16 protein-coding genes are annotated in these 19,157 nt (G+C 31.7%); 2 read left to right on the forward strand and 14 right to left on the reverse strand.

What is annotated here, in order from left to right:
• Nucleotides 1-94: 94 nt before the first annotated feature.
• The 9 genes from ACQ3F0_RS25960 to acdB all read right to left on the reverse strand — a co-directional run bounded on the left by ACQ3F0_RS25960 (nt 95) and on the right by acdB (nt 10,380).
• Nucleotides 95-379 (reverse strand): ferredoxin, encoded by a 285-nt coding sequence (locus ACQ3F0_RS25960; protein ID WP_428868728.1) that lies wholly within the window; start codon nt 377-379, stop codon nt 95-97.
• 17 nt (nt 380-396) lie between these two features.
• Nucleotides 397-1,275, reverse strand: a complete 879-nt coding sequence (gene bzdQ, locus ACQ3F0_RS25965) for a benzoyl-CoA reductase, bzd-type, subunit Q (protein ID WP_428868729.1) — start codon at nt 1,273-1,275, stop codon at nt 397-399.
• Nucleotides 1,276-1,315: 40 nt separating this feature from the next.
• Nucleotides 1,316-2,086: an acyl-CoA dehydratase activase gene (locus ACQ3F0_RS25970; protein WP_428868730.1), complete on the reverse strand. Its 771-nt coding sequence runs from the start codon at nt 2,084-2,086 to the stop codon at nt 1,316-1,318.
• Between the two features lie 1,650 nt (nt 2,087-3,736).
• Complete coding sequence (locus ACQ3F0_RS25975) at nt 3,737-3,841, reverse strand: hypothetical protein (RefSeq protein WP_428868731.1); 105 nt, start codon at nt 3,839-3,841, stop codon at nt 3,737-3,739.
• 60 nt (nt 3,842-3,901) lie between these two features.
• A complete protein-coding gene (locus ACQ3F0_RS25980) occupies nt 3,902-5,065 on the reverse strand; it encodes a sigma-54-dependent transcriptional regulator (protein ID WP_428868732.1) in 1,164 nt (387 codons plus the stop codon).
• 4 nt (nt 5,066-5,069) lie between these two features.
• The gene (locus tag ACQ3F0_RS25985) at nt 5,070-6,521 is read right to left on the reverse strand and encodes a two-component system sensor histidine kinase NtrB (protein WP_428868733.1); all 1,452 of its coding nucleotides are present in this window, start codon (nt 6,519-6,521) and stop codon (nt 5,070-5,072) included.
• Between the two features lie 641 nt (nt 6,522-7,162).
• On the reverse strand, nt 7,163-8,389 hold the full coding sequence (locus tag ACQ3F0_RS25990; RefSeq protein WP_428868734.1) for an FAD-binding protein: 1,227 nt from the start codon (nt 8,387-8,389) through the stop codon (nt 7,163-7,165).
• Between the two features lie 22 nt (nt 8,390-8,411).
• Complete coding sequence (etfB, locus tag ACQ3F0_RS25995; protein WP_428868735.1) at nt 8,412-9,197, reverse strand: electron transfer flavoprotein subunit beta; 786 nt, start codon at nt 9,195-9,197, stop codon at nt 8,412-8,414.
• A 49-nt stretch (nt 9,198-9,246) separates the two neighbouring features.
• On the reverse strand, nt 9,247-10,380 hold the full coding sequence (gene acdB / locus ACQ3F0_RS26000; protein WP_428868741.1) for a putative isocaproyl-CoA dehydrogenase AcdB: 1,134 nt from the start codon (nt 10,378-10,380) through the stop codon (nt 9,247-9,249).
• Nucleotides 10,381-10,614: 234 nt separating this feature from the next.
• On the opposite strand from acdB, the gene ACQ3F0_RS26990 reads away from it, so the two are divergent.
• Nucleotides 10,615-10,890 (forward strand): transposase, encoded by a 276-nt coding sequence (locus ACQ3F0_RS26990; RefSeq protein ID WP_487250452.1) that lies wholly within the window; start codon nt 10,615-10,617, stop codon nt 10,888-10,890.
• 1,237 nt (nt 10,891-12,127) lie between these two features.
• Here ACQ3F0_RS26990 and ACQ3F0_RS26005 read toward each other — a convergent pair.
• The 5 genes from ACQ3F0_RS26005 to ACQ3F0_RS26025 all read right to left on the reverse strand — a co-directional run bounded on the left by ACQ3F0_RS26005 (nt 12,128) and on the right by ACQ3F0_RS26025 (nt 17,793).
• The gene (locus ACQ3F0_RS26005) at nt 12,128-13,381 is read right to left on the reverse strand and encodes a hypothetical protein (protein ID WP_428868736.1); all 1,254 of its coding nucleotides are present in this window, start codon (nt 13,379-13,381) and stop codon (nt 12,128-12,130) included.
• Nucleotides 13,382-13,504: 123 nt separating this feature from the next.
• Nucleotides 13,505-13,624 (reverse strand): acetyl-CoA hydrolase/transferase C-terminal domain-containing protein, encoded by a 120-nt coding sequence (locus ACQ3F0_RS26010; protein ID WP_428868742.1) that lies wholly within the window; start codon nt 13,622-13,624, stop codon nt 13,505-13,507.
• Nucleotides 13,588-13,785 carry an acetyl-CoA hydrolase/transferase C-terminal domain-containing protein gene (locus ACQ3F0_RS26015; RefSeq protein ID WP_428868737.1) on the reverse strand — a complete coding sequence of 66 codons (198 nt, stop codon included), beginning with the start codon at nt 13,783-13,785 and terminating at the stop codon, nt 13,588-13,590. The genes ACQ3F0_RS26010 and ACQ3F0_RS26015 overlap by 37 nt, the downstream gene beginning before the upstream one ends.
• A 1,897-nt stretch (nt 13,786-15,682) precedes the next feature.
• Nucleotides 15,683-16,990: an acetyl-CoA hydrolase/transferase family protein gene (locus ACQ3F0_RS26020; protein WP_428868738.1), complete on the reverse strand. Its 1,308-nt coding sequence runs from the start codon at nt 16,988-16,990 to the stop codon at nt 15,683-15,685.
• Nucleotides 16,991-17,004: 14 nt separating this feature from the next.
• Nucleotides 17,005-17,793, reverse strand: a complete 789-nt coding sequence (locus tag ACQ3F0_RS26025; protein WP_428868739.1) for an enoyl-CoA hydratase/isomerase family protein — start codon at nt 17,791-17,793, stop codon at nt 17,005-17,007.
• Nucleotides 17,794-18,509: 716 nt separating this feature from the next.
• Here ACQ3F0_RS26025 and ACQ3F0_RS26030 point away from each other — a divergent pair.
• Entirely contained in the window at nt 18,510-18,704 is a 195-nt protein-coding gene (locus ACQ3F0_RS26030; RefSeq protein ID WP_428868740.1) for a tRNA pseudouridine synthase TruA family protein, read from the forward strand.
• Nucleotides 18,705-19,157: the final 453 nt, after the last annotated feature.

The following is a 19,157-nucleotide window of genomic DNA, read 5'->3' on the forward strand; positions in this document are numbered from 1 at the left end:
TTCATATTTTTTATACCTTATTTATACACCACATTATTGCTCTCTCGGAGCAATTAGATGCTAAGTAAGCCGTTACCTCAATGGCGCGGGCAAATTACCAAGAATGCGTGATGGCCTGTGCAACACATGCCTGTTGGCATGGCAACCGATCAGGCCGGTTATCAGCCGGCTTACAGCCGGCGCACACTGTTCTGAGAGTATTACATAAATCCTTTGGAATCACAACTACCTCGTCATCCCAGTCGTCTACTTCCACCTGGAAGAGCCCCTGCGGGCACGCCTTAAGGCAGCCCTTTTCCTGGCATGCACCACACTTATTTGTGTCAATGGTAATATAATAGTTGCCTGTGCCGTCCTCATAACCGTAGTTTGCAATCATAATGTTTCCTCCATTAATTAGCCTAATTTAGCCTTTTTCTTTTCCATAAAGTCTTTTGCGATATGCGCCGCGCCCAACGCACCAGCAATCTGGGTATCTAGCTTAGGCTCGATAGCCTTTACACCCAAGATGCGTTCGATTCTACGAGATACTCCGATATTCTTTACAATCCCGCCAGTGATGGCGAAGTCGAGCTCCATGCCGTTACGTTCCAAAAGCTTCACTACCCGCAGAGCCATTGCGTGACAGTAGGCGGCCAAAACTTTTTCCTTGGTCCAGCCGGCCCGCATAAGATTAGTGGCCTCAGTCTTTGCGAAGATGACACAAGTACTGGAAACTGGTGGCGGCTCCTCGTCAATACTGAAGGACATTTCACCAATATCCTCCACGTGCACGGCCAATAGATTGGCAATAACCTCCATGCCACGCCCAGTTCCAGCCGCACATTTGTCGTTCATCATAAATGAGGTAACCATACCCTTTTCATCACAGTGAATAGCCTTGCAGTCCTGACCACCCATGTCCAATATGGTGCGTACGTTAGGACCGTATATAAAGTTCGCACCCCGGGCATGACAGGTAATTTCCGTTATATTCTTGTTGGAAAATGGCACGTTCACTCGGCCATAGCCGGTGCCGATAGTGTAGTTCAGGTCCTCTATAGTCATGCCAGTCCCCTCCATAGCCCACTTCATTGCATCCATGGCTGAATTAGGACTGTTGGACCCGGTGCGCATACTAGAATAGGCATACAACTCGCCATCCGCCAGTATGACGGCCTGCGTGCTGGTGGAACCGATATCCACTCCGGCGGTAATGAGACTACCTCGCCAGTCCGTAATTTCAGGGTTTTTCCAATTTGATTCTTGCCATCTCCAATATTCAATTTCTTTCATAGTGTACTTGTCCTCCCTTTTCATTGTAGCTTTTGTATCCCTACACATTCTCAGTGGCATAGAGAGCTGCGCCAATGGCGCTTACGTAATCGGTATCCTCAGGTACGAAAATATCTCGTCCAAATACCTTTTCCATACACTGAACCAATCCCTCATTGTTACCCGGACCGCCAATAAGGGTCACATTGTCCGTAAGCCCCACACGACGAACGAGAGATGCCACACGGTTGCAAATACCAACGTGAATTCCATAGGCAATATCCTCTTTACTCTCCTGCTGATGGATAAGGGAAATTACCTCTGATTCAGCAAAAACCACGCACTGAGCATTGGTAACGATTTCCTTAGTATGCCGCAAAGAGTAAGCTCCCATCTCCTCGGCTTCAATTTGCAATGCCCGAGCCATCGTCTCGATAAAGGTACCTGCGCCGGAGGCACACTTGTCATTAGTCTCGTATTTTTTGACCGTGCCATCCTCCGTCAGTCTTATGACTCGAGAGCTTTCAGCACCCATATCAATAACCAAATAGGTATCCGGCTTCATAAATCGGGCGCCTCTTGCTGCAGAACCCACCTCATTTATCGTCGTATTCGCAAATTCAATGATATCCCGCCCAGTGCCAGTGGCAACAATTTTTTCTACCTCATCCATCCTAATTCCTGCATCCTCTAAAAGGGCTTCGTATAGCCTCTGTGCCGTGTTATTGGCATCAAATTCGGTAGCGCTTTTTCCCCTGGCAATCACCTTACCGTCCTTCAATAAAACACCCTTTGTATTCTGACTTCCGCAATCAATTCCAGCTGTAATCATTTACTTCCCCCTTAAAACATTTTTGGTTTCTCTCTCTACAAAATACAACATGTACCATTTTAAGTGTATCAACAATTTTATTTCTTATATCATCAACTGTTTTTTCTGTTTCAATTCTTAACGCTGTAAAAATCCCAATAGTTGTATCAGCATCAATAACAAATTTTAAACCTGCTCCCGTGCTTTCTTAAAAAAAGGCCCAAAGCATTAAGTAAAAATCTTCTATTTTTCAAGCTCCAAAACACCAACAGTAAGCATACCGCCCCCAATACAAGTACTTACTATTTAACCTCCTTTCGTTTCAATATTTAACCATTTGCAAAACTCTTTTACTAGTTTTGGTACCAGTCTTTACAAATTTTATCATAAAGGATTTTCCCCACTTTCGTCCAATATTATAGTTAGAGGACAATAAATTCTACAGTACGAATCCCATATGAACAATCTTAAAAATCAAATTCGTCTCTCAAATATTTTTTAAAATGTCTTTAGGCTGTTTCCAAAATATAAATCCAAATTTATAAAACTATTTGAGAAACAAATAAACTTAAATCTATTTATACCTCAAAGTCTTTTTAATACCTACAATTCTACCAATGGTAGATTTTGAGAATACTCTCTTTTTTCAATGCTAACCTCATTAATAGTCAAAAAATCTTTTGTATATTTAAGATTGAAAAATTTGTTACTATATTTATCTAGTAAATTGAAATCTCTTTGCGGCTTTAATATACTCACTTATGTATCTTAGTTTGCTAGATTTAAATTAGATTTTGTTAAGCATCTCTACTTATTTTCAATTCTTTATTGGTCTAATGTTGCCAATAGTTTTGCAATCGGCCAATTTAATATTCATATAAATTATTTTTGGTGTTTGTTTTGAAATCAATATTTCATATTGCATTAATTATATAAGCAATTGCTGTGCCAATTATAAATTGAACTAAACACAATGAATATACAAAACATTTAACCATTTGCTTTGGCTCATTTTAAACCTATAAGACAGAAACTACTAATTTTTTTTAAATTTTTTTTCGTGAAATGCTTGCACAATTTGTGAAACGCTTGCACAATTTGTGCAATATTTGCACAAATTGTATTTTATATGTCCAATTTACTATTTTAAACCAGAATAATTCTTTTATAGAAGATCGTTCAATAAATTTGTTATACTTCTTATTTACATATTTTACGCCTTTACTAAAATTTATAACTAATAAAGAAACTTTTAAATAATATGTATATCCGTTTTTAGCTATACGTAAGGAATCAAATTTATAATTTTTCACTTTTCTTATACCCGAATTTTTGTTAGAATGAGTATTGAAATGGTTCAACAAGAGATTTCTAGAAAATATCGCTAGAAAAACGAAATTTGTACAAAAAAGTGCCTCACTAACTTCAGTTGGCTTCATTTCATTATGCACTTTTTATAATGATTCAATTTTTAAGAATCCTTAACGGAATTGGCTACAGCTTTAGCCAGAGATGAACAAATACATATCTCTCCGCAAGCTTTATCTGAGAGGTTTTATGCTGTTGGAAAAGGTGCATCAAGTGTTACATCGTATATTGATGTAACACAGAAGAATGTACAAGCAAAACAATCCAATTCATTCCTGCTTTAATTGTTTTACCTTTAAAAACCTATTTATTATTCCAAATTTTTTTTAACTTATATAGAAGTATTCGCCTTGATATACCAAATCTTTCACGATGTCCACCATGTTTTTCTAATGCTTTCTTTATCATCTGACTTTACTATACTTTAAAACCATTAATTTCATCATTGGTATCTAACCCTTTATGCCACTATACCTTCTGGATAATCCTTAAAGGTAAATCTTTTTCATATAATGTTGTATTATTTGCTAAAGCAACAGCACTTTCAAGGGCATTTTCCAATTCTCTTACATTTCCTGGCCAATCATAATTTTTAAGTATATGCCATACTTCTGAGGATATTTCCATTACATTTTTATTAAACTTTCTATTAATATTATTTAAGAAATACAACGTTAATACTTCTATATCTTTTCTCCTATGACGCAAAGGTGCACATTCAATAGTAATTACATTTAGTCTATAAAAAAGATCTTCTCTAAATTCTTTTCGTCTAACAGCTTCTTCTAAATTTTCATTTGTAGCAGCAATAATTCTTGCTTCAACAGGTATTATTTTGGCACCACCTATCTTTTCCATTCTTTTTTCTTGCAATACAGTTAAAAGCTTTGCTTGGAGATTAGGCGATAGTGTATTTATTTCATCAAGAAAAATAGTTCCTTTACCAGCTAACTCAAATTTTCCTTTTTTACTTTCAAAAGCTCCTGTAAAAGCTCCTTTTTCATGACCAAAAAGTTCACTTTCAATTAGATTTTCAGGAAGTACTGCGCAGTTAACATGAATAAATGGTAAATTATTTCGGTTACTTGCAAAATGTATTGCTTGGGCCACCACACCCTTACCAGTACCACTTTCTCCTGTTAAAAGTATAGTAGTTTGTAAATCTTTTATCTTCTCAATTTTTGATTTTATGCGTTCAATTTCTTTGCTTTTCCCTATAAGCACTACTTTCTTCTCTTCAGAAGTGTCAACGTTGTAAGATCTTTTCTCCTTAATTTTTAATGCCTGTTGAATTTTATTTATTAATTCATTACTATCAAATGGTTTTGTTAAATAATCGTAGGCACCTATTTTTATAGCTTCTATTGCATTTTCAATGGTGCCAAAAGCTGTCATGATAATCACTATGGTCTCTGGTGAAATACTTCTCATCTCTTTTAAAACTTGTATACCATCTTTTTTAGGCATTCTAATATCCAAGATAGCTACATCATATTTATTTTTTCTAATTTTTTTATTGGCATCCTCCCCATCATAAGCTAAATCTACCTCATATCCCTCACTTTCAAGTTCCTCACGAATAACTTTTAATATATTGACTTCATCATCTGATACTAGTATCTTCTTGTCCATATACTCATTCCTCCCTAATAGGTAAATAGACTTCAAATGTAGTTCCTTCATCCAATTCGGAATTAACTTTAATCTCTCCGCCATGCTTATCTATTGCCCTTTTAGCAATAGATAAGCCAAATCCAATCCCTTTTTCCTTTGTAGAATAAAATGGTGTTAAGATTTTTTCTATTTTTTTCGAACTAATTCCTATACCATCATCTATAATTGTAACCAATATTTGTTCTTTTTCCTTTAAATAATAACTATTAATACTAATATTTCCTTCATTTTGTATAGCTTGAATTGCATTGATTAAAATATTAATAAATCCTTGCTGTAATTGAATATTGTTCCCCGTTATAAGAGGCAACTCTTTAGATAATTTTTTTTCTATATTAATATATTTTGATTCCTTATGTAAACGAACCACTTTAATACATTTATCTAAAACTTCATTAATGTTTAACAAAGTATTGCTACTTTCTTTTGTCATAATTGCATATGAAAGCATTTGTTCTACAACTTCATTAATTCTGTCTACTTCTCCTATAATCGGTTCTAAAAACTCCATATATTTTGGCTGTTTAAATAAAAACTTTTTCAAAATACTAGCACATCCTCTAATACTCATCAAAGGATTTCTAATATCATGGGCAACCCCTGTTGCCACTTCCCCTAGTATAGCAAATTGCTTAAGTTGCTCTAATTCCCATTCATAAATTTTCAACTTTGTGTTATCGCTTGTAATAAATACAATACCTACAATATTATTTTTACTGTCCTCTAGAGGAGAAATAGATAGTTTTAAAAATTTATTTCCATGTATTGCTTCATTAATATAATAAGTTTTATTGTTTTCTACTACATATTCTAAGGCCTTTTGTATCGATTTTCTTTCTTCTTCACTTATAAGCTCACCATATTTTTTTCCAATAACTTCCTCAGGAATCCACCCTAAAACTTCTAATGAAGTTCTATTTGCCATTGTTATTATTCCTTCAAGATTCATACTAATAATAGATGATTCTGTACTATTAAAAATATTACAAAGATAATTTCTTTCTTCAATCTTTTCATCATTTAATAGTACATTCTCATATAAAACCTTCATAATAAAATCCAATATCGTTACGTGTTTTTCATTATATTTTTTTTCTAGACTACAACATACATAAAATACTTTATAATTATCTTGCACACGTATAGGTGACACTAATAAATTTTCATTTTGTGAAATCTCATATTCTTGTCCTTCCTGTAACTCTATCATATCTTTATCTATTTGGGTTAATAACTGAATGATTCTAGCTGAACCTATATTTTTAAAGTCCCTACCTCCATCAATCATTATTTTATTTCTATTTGATATAGTCACAATTCCCATCCAATCAACAGCTAAAAAACTTCTTATTTTTAACCCTTCAATTTTCGTGAGTGTATTCTCTACATTACAACTTACATCTGAATAATACATTTTAATCCTCCTAGTATAATGTATTTATAACATATGATAGAAAATCTCATTAATATTTTCTAAATAGATGTTAGATGGATGCTCTATTCTATCTCAATTTTTAATAAAGGAGATACTACATATGTCTAAATTTTTTATAATCCAACAGTTTCCGAATTATGATTATGAAAATTCTAAAATATTAAAGCATATGATTTTTTGATATCCCCATATTCTCTTTGAAATCATTGTGCCGAGACTACTATAAAGTTGTTGATATAAGATCAAACTTTAAGAAAAAAACATCTGATGATTTACGTATTGTTTTTCTTAGATTACTGCAAAAACAACCTTAAGAATAAAAGAAAAAAGTTGCTTTATTTGCCTTTATGCATAAACTAGTCAATTACATATTTTCAGTTCTATGGAATCAAAAAAACATATCCAACACCAACCCAAAACACATAATAAAATGTATCTAGAAAAACTATAAAAACTATCGACTTTTACTAGCCGCTCTATTTATAACTCTCTTGCCATTCCATATATATCAAAATTAAAAACGACCAACTATACTGGTCGTTATAAATTATTGAATAAAAAACGGATCAATAGTTCAAACAAATATACTCCATGTATTAAAAATATTTCCTTCATCAATATTATTCGCTTACTGCAACTTCATTTAATACTTCTAAAAGATCTTCCGATCTATCTAAAGCTTCAATTAATGCTGGAACAACATTATATAGGTCTCCCACAATTCCATAGTCAGCAACTTCAAATATTGGCGCATCTGTGTTTTTATTGATTGCAACAATTATATCAGATTCTTGCATACCAGCTATGTGTTGAATCGCTCCCGAAATACCACAAGCTATATATATTGTTGGCTTAACAGTTGTACCTGTTTGACCTATTTGATGTGAGTGGTCAATCCATCCATTGTCAACCGCTGCACGGGATGCACCTACTACTCCACCTAATTTATGAGCTAATTCTTTTAGAAGATCAAAACCTTCTGGCTTTCCTAATCCACGTCCACCTGATATAATAACTTCAGCATCTGTTAATGAAACAATTTCTTTCATAGTTTTTACTATTTCCACAACTTCTGTTCTTACATCTTCTTTTGCTAATTTAACATCGATTTCAACAATTTCACCATATCTATCGTCATCTCTATGGGCTTTGTCCATAACTCCAGGTCTTACTGTAGACATTTGTGGTCTGTGATTTGGACATACAATTGTAGCCATAATATTTCCACCAAAAGCTGGACGCGTTTGCTTGATTTTTTTATCTTCTGGGTCTATTTCTAGTTTCGTACAATCTGCCGTAAGCCCTGTATCTACTCTAGCCGAAACTCTTGGAGCTAAATCTCTACCAATGTGTGTAGCTCCTAATAAAACAATTTCTGGTTTGATTTTATTGATTGCATCAGTGATTACTTTTGTATATCCATCAGTAGTAAATTTCTCTAATAATTCATGTTGTGCTATATATACTTTATCTGCACCATATGCAATTAATTCTTTTGATAAATCTTTAATGTTATTCCCTAAAAGAATCGCGCATAACTCACAACCTATTTCACTCGCTAATTTTTTACCTTCACCTAATAGCTCAATTACTACTGGCATGATTTTTCCTTCTCTTTGCTCAGCAAATACCCATACATTTTTATATACAGATAAATCTTTCTTAGGATTATCAGTTTCTTCTTTTTTGATTGCTTCAAAAGGACATGCTTCTACACAAGCTCCACAAGCAGTACATTTTTCATTAATTACAGCTAATTTATCCACCATATCTATTGCTTCAAAAGGACATGCTTTTAAACATAGTGAACAACCTTTACATTTATCATTTAAAACTACAACAGCCATTTTTTCTCCTCCAGTTCTTATATTAGATTACATGTTTTTGTTTTAAGCTAACAACTAATTTTTCTACCATTTCTTTAGTAGTCCCTTCTAACATTACACCTTTTCCTTTTGGCTCTGGTGTAAATGAACGGAATACTTTAGTTGGAGAAGCATCTAAACCTACTTCGTACTTTTCAACATCTAACTCAGCTAATGACCATACAGTTATATCTTTTTTAAATGCTTCGTAAATTCCTTTTACTGACATATATCTTGGTTCATTTAATTCTTTGATTGCTGTTAAAAGTACTGGCTTTTGTACTTTAATTACTTCATATCCAGCTTCTAATTGTCTTTGTATTGTCATGTCATCTCCATTAATTTGGAAATCTTGTACATAAGTTATTTGTGGTATATCAATTCTTTCTGCAATTTGTGGTCCAACTTGTGCTGTATCTCCGTCAATCGCTTGTCTTCCAGCGAAAATAATATCGTAGTCTCCAATTTTTCTAATTGCTGCTGCTATTGTATTGGAAGTAGCCCAAGTATCAGCTCCTGCAAAAGCTCTATCACTAAGTAGAACCGCATCATCTGCTCCCATAGCTAAACATTCTCTTAACATTTCCTTAGCTTGAGGTGGTCCCATTGTTATTACTATTACATTAACATCATCATATTTATCCTTTAATTTCAACGCTTCTTCCAATGCATTTGCATCATCTGGATTTAATATACTAGGAACTCCTTCACGAATAAGTGTTCCTTTTATAGGATCAATTTTAACTTCATTTGTATCAGGAACTTGTTTTACACAAACAATAACCTTCATAATTTTTTCCTCCTTTATTTTGTCTAACGTAATATATGACTTGACTTATCTATTTAAGAACATCTGCAGCTATAACCATTTTCTGTACCTCTGAAGTACCCTCATAAATCTCAGTTATTTTTGCATCTCTGAACATTCTTTCAATTGAATAATCTTTAATGTATCCATATCCTCCATGTAATTGTAGTGCCTTTGTAGTAACTTCCATCGCTACTTCAGACGCATACAATTTCGCCATGGCACCTTCTTTAATTACAGACAAACCTGCATCTTTTTTTGATGCTGCGTCATAAACAAGCCCTCTTGCAGCATTTATTTTAGTCTCCATCTCTGCTATCATCCACTGAAGTCCCTGGAATTTATCTAAAGACTTTCCAAACTGCTTTCTCTCCTTTACATACTTCACCGCTTCATCTAAGGCACCCTGTGCAATACCTAAAGCCTGTGCAGCCACTGTTATCCTACCCGATTCAAGAGATGTCATTGCTATTTTAAATCCTTGACCTTCTCTTCCTATAAGGTTTTCTTTAGGCACTTTGACATTTTCAAATATTAGTTCAGATGTAACAGTTCCCTTTATTCCTAGCTTATCTTCATTTTTACCTACTTTAAATCCATCCCAATTTGACTCAACTATAAAAGCACTTAGTCCTTTTACACCCTTAGATTTATCTGTCATTGCAATTACTGTAACAAAATCACATATAGCCCCACATGTAATAAAACACTTGGTTCCATTTAATACATAGTGATCTCCTTCTAAAACAGCTGTAGTTTGCTGAGAAGCGGCATCTGAACCTGCACCAGGCTCAGTTAATCCAAAAGCCCCTGTTTTTTCACCCTTTGCCATTGGAACCAAATATTTTTGTTTTTGTTCTTCAGTCCCGAATAGATATAAATGAGTAGCGAACAAAGACGAGTTACCTGCTATAAGTGTACCAGTTGCCCCACACTTTTTACTCAATTCTTCAATAACTATAGCTAAGGAAGTAAAACCTCCTCCTCCACCTGCATATTCCTTTGGAATAGATGCACTTATAAAGTTATATCTAGCCATTTTAGCCCATAATTCCTTTGGATATATGCCTGTTTTATCAATTTCTGCTGCTGATGGCGCTAGTTCTTTTTCTGCAAATTCTCTTACTGATTTTCTCACTAATTCTTGTTCCTTAGTAAACATCAGAATAAACCCCCTATTTTTTTATTTAGCCATGTGCAAAACTCTTTTACCCGTTAAGGTTTAAGGTTCTACAAACTTTATCAAAAAGGATTTTCCCTACTTTTGTCGAATATTATATTTATCAGACAATAAATTGAACAGTAGGAATCCCTTATGAACAATTTGAAAAATCAAATTTATCTCCCATATATTTTCCAATAAGTCATAGATTTTTTTAAAGAAGACAATTCTAAATTTATAAAACTATTTGAAGAGTATATAAACTCAAAGCTATTTATACCTGAAAAATTTTTTAACGCCTACTATTCTACGACTAATAGACTTAGAAAATACTCTCTTTCTTCAATGCTACCACCATTAATAATTCAAAAATTCCTTGATATATCTGAGATTGAAAAATTAGTTTTTAAATTATATTTATCTAGTGAATTGATATCTCTTTTGGGCTTTAATACACTCCCTCATATATCTCAATTTTCTATATTTAAATCAGATTTTGTTATACATCTCTAAGATTAAAGATTGTAGTATAATTCCAATAAAATCATTAGTAGCAATGAATTTTATATTTTAAAAAATTAAATAATTTTATGTTTTATGTTGCCTCATTTAAACTAATAGTTTTGCAATCAGCTATTTTTTTATTTGCTTTTGATATGTTATACACATATTTAAACAGCAAATATCATGCCAAAAATTAAATTGTATGATAAAACAACTATTATTTTATTATAAACCTAAGAATAAACCATTCTTGAATTTAGATATTAACTTTATTGTATTAAGAATAGTTTATTGTTTAACTGCCCTCATTTGTTTTGTGTGCAGTTTTTAGATTTGTTGTGCATTATTTGCACTTCTTACATCATATTTACTACTTCTTTGATTGTCTTTACTAACTGTTTTCTTCAACCTTGTTCATAAGAAATAGGTTCAACAATTGTATGTGAATTAATGTAAACCCTTGAAGATACATTTATCATCAGATATAAAAAACAACTTTATATATTAAATATAAAAAATAAAGCTACCGTGTAGAATAAATTGATACATCACAAGAAATGTCTCAGCTCCATACCTCTAACAATACATATACTTACTCCAACAAAGAAAATTATTTTCTCTCTTTATGCCTTATTCAATTCCTCTGCTTCATGGTTTACAGTGTTGCTCATCAATTTTACAACTCCAAATATTCCGCTAATACATAATGCTCTATCTAGTAAATGGATTGCTAACCATTGAAATGAACACTAAAGAAGAAAATAACTACTAGTAACAATGTCCACATATTATGTATTTGCAACTTAGTTAGAATTACAGTATATATTTCAAATCATAGTACCATTAATATAGTTAAAAAGGACGCACATTAATAAACAAACCCAAGAGGTTCATACTAAAAAATACCCTATAGAGTGGACTTTTAATACGGTCTACTCTATAAGGTATATTTCAGATGGCATTAAGGTACTTTTTATACTTAAACTTCTTTCTCAATAATATCAATTACATTATTTAATTCTTTTAATATCTTTAAGTTTAAAGCATTTAATGGTTAATCCACAAAAAGTATTTTAGTTAAACTTCAGACACAATATATAGTGTTAGAAATGTTCAATCTGTAGCAGATATTGTGTCTGAAGTTAGTTCAACTTACTTTTGTAGTTTAACATTTAATACCTTAGGAATATTAATACTTAATATTCCTAAATTACCTTCTCTTTTATATAAAATATTTTCGAAGTCCTTATAATTCCGCCTTTACACTTTCTTCTTCTTTTTTTCTTTGCGTAAAGCCTATAGGGCATTTGTCAAAGTAAGTATTAAAAATTAATAATGGAGCAAGGTAAACAAACTGACCAGCAAGTATGCCTAGCATTGGATAACCCATACCAAAATTATTCCCCGCAAAAGGTAACATTGTATATGTTTTTAACCAAATAACACCAACTACTGAACCTACTACAAACACAATTGCTAAACGAATTAATGCTCTCTTTCCTGAACTAGCTACTAAATCTGTTCCAGGAAAATCAAAGAAAACATGATGCCATGTTAACAGAGTACATACAAGTGTCAATGCAAAAGATGCAACTACTAAATTAATACCCATTCCCATTGATTCAGCTAATCCAGCCAAAATAATGCGTAAACCACCAAGTAATATAAATGAACCAACATAGGCAATAGCTATGCCTACAAATCCCATATAAGGTTGTTTTTTTGCAAATAATTTCATTGGAAAATTCTCCCCACCTTCAGCTGGGAACAAGAACAAGAAAACAAAACATTGACACCAAGCTAAAAAGGCTGTATAAGTTCCAAATGGTTGTTCTACCATTAAAACACCATCTAAAGTAAATTTAAAATAACTTGGCACAAAAATAGCGAACCAAACAAGCAAAGTGGCAGCAGTACTAATAGCCATAGTTCCAAAACCTACCCAAGGCTCTTTGATATTTTTCGCAAAAGGAAACTTGTGAAAAATACTTACAAATGGAAGTTGAGTAATAATAATAGTCAAAGCATAGAAATTAGTGCAACCCCAACCTTTTATTGCTAATTCTACTTCTTCAGGAGTTTTAGGAGTGAATAAAATAGCCCAACTAAATGGTTTCCACCAGGTACCTAAAAATCCAGTAAAAACTACAAAACCTAATATTCCAGCACCAAAAGCCATCAATAAATATCTAAAACCAGCCTGAGGTTGTTTATTAGTTTTTTTATACTTTCCATAATTACCAAATATCAAAGTAAACCAAACCCAAGAATTGATTACTAACCAAAAATATGAACCTTCAACAACATCTTTAACATAATGACCTACTAAGTGCTCGTCTATCCCAACTAATCCTGCTCCTGCAATCATCATAATTAACTTTTTAAATAGAGTCGACCAAATAGGCCATGCAATAGACACAAAAACAATTATAAAAGCTACTGATGCTAAACCACTAACTACCGAGTTTTTAAATCTTCTTTCATTAACATAATCATTCAAATTATTAACCTCTCTCTATCTGTATTTTTTACTTCACTTTTACTTTTTTAACATTTTTTCAGTTTCTTCAATCAACTCATTCCGAAAATCAAAATGTGCAATATTCATTAGCTTCTCAGCTCTTTACCAAGTATTTTCACCTTTAATTTTAGCTATTGCATATTCTGTAACTATCATATCTATAGCTGACCTTAGATCCGTTACTATTATTCCTGGTGAAAGTGTAGGTTTATTGTTTGAGATATTTTGCCTTTAATTGAAGGTAAGAAAACAAAACTCTGTCCACCCTTTGATTTATATGTTCCTTCTACAAAATCCAATTTTTCGACTGTACCAATAGTCTCTGCACAAACTTGTCCAAATAAATCCATTTCTACTGCTACATTTATTAAAATATATATCATCTATCTGTTATATTACTCTTGAATCATTTGTATAATCTATTGGGCAAGCTACTAATCCTGGATTATCATCAATAAATTCATATATTTCTGGGATTCCCATTGCAAAAAAGAAGATTTTTACTTTCTATATATAGTCTTCTTATAAAATGCGTACGTTTTCCTGGATACGTTGTAAACAACGAGGTAAGCTTTCGTTAATTTCTAAAATAAAAGTATCATCGGTTTCCATCATTGCCATGCGCTTACAACACTCGGATCAAAATTAAAATAACCATGTTTATCAATTGGCGTAACCATCATTACTGCTTCATCTGCTGTTATGATTTTCTTTTTAAATCTTTATTATTGCTTTATCTAATTTATTAATATTCCTTTTGTTTTTTTAAATCACCTATTTATCTTCAATTTCTTCTACAGTAACTACTTTATTGACTAAATCTAAGTCCAAAGCTTTTTCAGATAATATTGACTTACCAGATACTATTATCTAAGTTGTCTTAAAAACATAGATGGCATGAATAAGTAAATATACACTTCCTGCACCTATAATAGCTTCAGAAACAGATGATATAACTAGTTCTTTTAATTTTTTTACTCAAAGGTATTTTGCTAATATTTTAGAATGTATTGTTTAAATAGAAACTCCCCCCCGATTTAAGGTTTTTATAAAATAATCCAATACCTACACTAAAACCTTTACCTAAAATAACTACTACTTTAACTGATTCAACTTCTTCACACATCTAATGCTTTTAATAAATCCTCCTCCATATCATCATCAAATGAATTTAAGTTATTAGGACTATTTATTACTATAGAAGCTACTCCATTTGATACAGCTACTCAATCTTCTTAAAATCCATGATAACACACTCCTTTTTATTTTTATTATATACTCTCAACCATATATATAAGCAAAAACTATGCCAACCAATAAACCAGCTAAATACATGTTCCATATATAAAATCCTTGCGCAAAAATACCCATTAGGTGAAACATTTCATTTAGTAGAATAGTACAAATAGAGACTTTTCATTTTTCTTCAAATAATTCTGAACATAAAAATATCCTCAACCTAAATTTTTGATTAAATTTCCTAACTTTTATAGTTGTTATTCCTAATTAATGTAAAGATAATCATGCTAAACTACTGGATTTGCAACATTGATGTCAATAATTATCTAATTCTGAAGAAACCTAAAAAAAACAAAATAAAAATCATTAGTTATAATGTGAATATATTAATATGTTCAATGAAAGATAATAATATGTCTATAAAAATCAATAAATTAAATATTTATTCAATTAAATTTGTTAAACGTATAGCAATGTGCAATGTGCAATGTGCAATGTGCAATGTGCAATGTGCAATGGCATTGAAGAAGATTATATAATTAATATTAAGGCATATATGAAAATAAAAAATGCAAAAAGCACAAGCCTTATTCTTTTTACACATCTCAAATTGTACAAAGCTACACTTTTAAGGGATATACATAATGAAAACTATCTCTTTTTGTCGTTTAAATATATATAGTAAAATAGCTATCGATATTTAACCATATGTGTATAGTAACAAATATTAGATGCACTAAAAGAAATGTTTAAAGATGTTTTAAAAAAACTTTAGAACCTTAAATACATTAAGCATTAAGTTATTGAAATATGATAGTGTTGTGATCTGGGGCTTTTTTTCCACCTAATAGCCATAAGGAGTTGATATCTCGTGTACAGGAATCTTATATTTTACGGGTTGAAAAAATCCTTGAGAATATGCATATATAAGTAGTATTTTGAAATGGGTGGGTGGATCAACAACAGACTTTTTTCGTTTGGAAATAAAAAACTGAAGCTATCTCAGTTTTTTATTCTGAGACAGCCCCTAAACATTTTAACTTACTCTTTAATTAAACCTGCTTCAATAGCTTGTTTAGTCAATTCTTCTCTATAGTCTGGATGAGCTATACTTATTATTGCTTTTGCACGCTCTTGAATACTTTTACAATATACATCAGCAACTCCATATTCAGTAACTATATATTGTGCATCTGTTCTTGGTACTGTAACTGCTGTTCCTGGTGAAAATGCCATCACAATTCTAGATTTTCTTCCTTCCTTACTATTAACTGTTGAAGGTAAACAAATGAATGATTTTCCACCTTTAGACATAACAGCTCCTCTAACAAAGTCTAATTGTCCTCCTGTAGAACTGAATTGATTATATCCAATTGAATCAGATGAAACTTGACCAATTAAATCTACACTTAAAGCATTATTAATTGATATTAAATTATCGTTTTTAGCAATTTTTTGAGGATCATTTACATCTTTAAATGGTTTTATCTCTATCGATGGGTTTTTATCCATAAATTCATATAATTCTTTACTACCCAGACCAAAACTAATTACCATCTTCCCTGGTTTATAATTCTTTTTACTATTATTAATTACTCCTATTTTAGCTAAATAAACCATTGAATCAGTAAGCATTTCACTATGAACACCTAAATCTTTTTTATCTTCCAATCCATAACCAACTGCGTTTGCTGTACCTCCAATGCCTAATTGAATTGTTGAACCATCTGATATATAAGGAATTATATGTTTAGCGATTGCCTTATCCTCTTCTGACATAGGGGCTTGAGGTAATTCTGGAACAGGATGGTCATTTTCACAAATATAAGTCACTTCACTAACATGTATTTTATTATTCTCTCCATAAATAAATGGAACATTTTTGTTAACTTGAACTATAATTCTATCTGCTGTTTTAACTGATTCATAGCCTGTAACAACTCCTGATGGCCCATAACACATATATCCATCTTCATCTGGCTGTGAAACTTCACAAATTGTCACAGTTGGAGCTACTTTTTCAATATACTCATATAATTTTGAAAGATGTATCGAAGCATAATTAATATTCCCAAATTTCTTGAATTTCCTTGTAGGTCCTCCCATATACCATGAATGATCACTAATATGTCCTTTCAATTCAGCCTTAAAACAATCAAATACATGAAATGCAAGCCCCTCATGAATTTCAACATTTTCTAATTCTTGATATCGATTACACATTGCATTTACAAGAGCTGCAGGTGTACTAGCAGCTGATTGTATCCACACTCTATCTCCTGATTTAATTTTAGATGCAGCTTCTTCCACTGACACAACTTTATTTTTATATATTTTTTTCCATTCCATGATATATCCCCCTTTTATTTTCCTTGAAAATTTGGTTTTCTTTTTTCAGCAAAAGCTCTGATACCTTCTTTAAAGTCTTCAGTATTTGTACATTGAACCTGATATTCTGTTTCATTATCGAAATCGTTTTCAAACCCAAAGAAAGCAGTTCTATTTACAAGCGCTTTCATTTTTCCTAATGCTATACTTGGTAAAGCACTAAGTTTTTGAGCAAATTTCAAAGTAACCTCTTCTAATTTTTCTAAAGGTACTACTTGATCAACCAATCCTAATGATAGTGCTTCTTCTGCACTTACAGTTCTTCCTGTCATGATTAACTCAGTAGCTCTAGCCGCTCCTAACATACGCGTAAGTAAGAAAGTCCCCCCCATATCAGGAACTAAGCCAATATTTACAAAAGCTTGTATAAATTTTGAATTTTCTGCAGCAATACGGAAATCACAAAGTAAGGCGAAATTAAATGCAGCCCCAGCGACTGGTCCATGCACAGAAGCAATAACAGGTTTTCTTAGATTGCGAATTTTTAAAGCAGCGATACCAACTTTACGTACACTCGCACCAAGCTTTTGCTCCCCACTTTCTAAACCCTTTAACATCATTCCAATATCTCCACCTGCACTAAAACTTTCCCCATCACCGGAAATAACTACCACTTTTACAGTTTCATCCTCTGTACACATATCTAATGCAACCATTAGATCATCTAATATTGGTTCATCTAGTGCATTTAAGTTTTTGGGACTATTCAATTTAATATATGCAATCCCATTACTTTGAGAATATTTAATTTTTTGAAATTCCATGAACATGACTCCTTTTTTTCTTATAATTCAAATCAAATAATTATCCTTATCTTACAATTTATACATTCGCAAGTTTCATGCCATTTTAAAATACTTTCTTTATAAGACTTTTATATATTGTGAAACTTGTTTTTTGTGCAATATATAAAACAATTGCATAAAAATTGATTGAACAATATGTAGAAGAAATTATAAGAGGGTTTAGTCTGCAATACTTATTGCTCCTGAAGTTAGTTCAAGTTACTTTTTATGGTTTAACCATTAAATAACATAAAAATATTATTTAACTTCTTAATAAATAATATGATATAATAATTGAACATTCTATGCTACAGAACAAATGGAAATTAGAATTCGGTAGGTTGCTAAAATGAATAATTGTAATTAAATGACATAAATACATCATTATATCGAAATATCTTCCAGAGGATATTATTGTAAAATATTTTGAAAAGTCAATGAAAGATTTCATAGTAGATTAAATAATAAAAAAACAACTTACCAGTGCAGACTTTTGAAGAAAGACTCGAAAGACTTTTTATTTTTTGAAAGATATCAAACATGTAGATTAAAAAAATATTAAATATAAAAGTTATTCGAGTTGTAGCAAAAAAATTATTTATAAATCATGATTTTTCGTATTTTACAAATAAAAGAAGAATAAAAATACCATCATAGAGTTATTTGATGTTAAAGTTCCAGAAACAGATAATTAAATGCTTATTAATATTATCGGAAATAGTTTTTTAGTAAACATGAAACGATTTATTGTTGGAACTTTAATGAAAATTGGTCCAGGTCAAAAAAATGTCATATTAATTGATGATTCATTTACTACTTTGAACAGAGAACATATTGGGCACAAGACTATGACTCATCCTTTATGTTTAATGGAAATTTCATACAAATAGGGGTATTTCCCATTTTAAAAAAGATTCTATATTTATACTTTAAATTATAATATCCATTTTATCCTCAGTGATGTGTGCTCAAAATCAAATTGAGCACACTTATTTATTAAAAAATTATAATAGACTATGTGCTTTAATGTCTACACTAAGTTATTATATTATTATTTATCAATTAATCGAGATAGTTTACCTAGATAGAATCCCTGTCCATAATCTATGTTGATACTTTTCGATTTATCAATAGCTGTATAGTAACAAATATTGGTTCAGTTTTATCTACATATGATCCTTCTAAAGATTATATGTAGAATAGATCCCGTGCATCCCTATAGATGTCTCAGGTCTATAACTCTAAATTTTACTTAATCATAGTTATCTACATTTAATCCTTTTGAAACTTAAATGTAGAATAGATCCCGTGCATCTCTATAGATGTCTCAGGTCTATAACTCT

The sequence above is a fragment of the Clostridium sediminicola genome (genome assembly GCF_050402865.1).
Classification (GTDB): Bacteria; Bacillota; Clostridia; order Clostridiales; family Clostridiaceae; genus Clostridium_AF; species Clostridium_AF sediminicola.

Excerpts from the sequence above, each read along its gene's own strand:
- ACQ3F0_RS25960 (WP_428868728.1), bottom strand. The coding sequence starts at position 379 with ATGATTGCAAACTACGGTTATGAGGACGGCACAGGCAACTATTATATT.
- bzdQ (WP_428868729.1), bottom strand. The coding sequence starts at position 1,275 with ATGAAAGAAATTGAATATTGGAGATGGCAAGAATCAAATTGGAAAAAC.
- ACQ3F0_RS25970 (WP_428868730.1), bottom strand. The coding sequence starts at position 2,086 with ATGATTACAGCTGGAATTGATTGCGGAAGTCAGAATACAAAGGGTGTT.
- ACQ3F0_RS25975 (WP_428868731.1), bottom strand. The coding sequence starts at position 3,841 with ATGATAAAGAAAGCATTAGAAAAACATGGTGGACATCGTGAAAGATTT.
- ACQ3F0_RS25980 (WP_428868732.1), bottom strand. The coding sequence starts at position 5,065 with ATGGACAAGAAGATACTAGTATCAGATGATGAAGTCAATATATTAAAA.
- ACQ3F0_RS25985 (WP_428868733.1), bottom strand. The coding sequence starts at position 6,521 with ATGTATTATTCAGATGTAAGTTGTAATGTAGAGAATACACTCACGAAA.
- ACQ3F0_RS25990 (WP_428868734.1), bottom strand. The coding sequence starts at position 8,389 with ATGGCTGTTGTAGTTTTAAATGATAAATGTAAAGGTTGTTCACTATGT.
- etfB (WP_428868735.1), bottom strand. The coding sequence starts at position 9,197 with ATGAAGGTTATTGTTTGTGTAAAACAAGTTCCTGATACAAATGAAGTT.
- ACQ3F0_RS26015 (WP_428868737.1), bottom strand. The coding sequence starts at position 13,785 with ATGATATATATTTTAATAAATGTAGCAGTAGAAATGGATTTATTTGGA.
- ACQ3F0_RS26020 (WP_428868738.1), bottom strand. The coding sequence starts at position 16,990 with ATGGAATGGAAAAAAATATATAAAAATAAAGTTGTGTCAGTGGAAGAA.
- ACQ3F0_RS26025 (WP_428868739.1), bottom strand. The coding sequence starts at position 17,793 with ATGGAATTTCAAAAAATTAAATATTCTCAAAGTAATGGGATTGCATAT.
- ACQ3F0_RS26030 (WP_428868740.1), top strand. The coding sequence starts at position 18,510 with ATGCTTATTAATATTATCGGAAATAGTTTTTTAGTAAACATGAAACGA.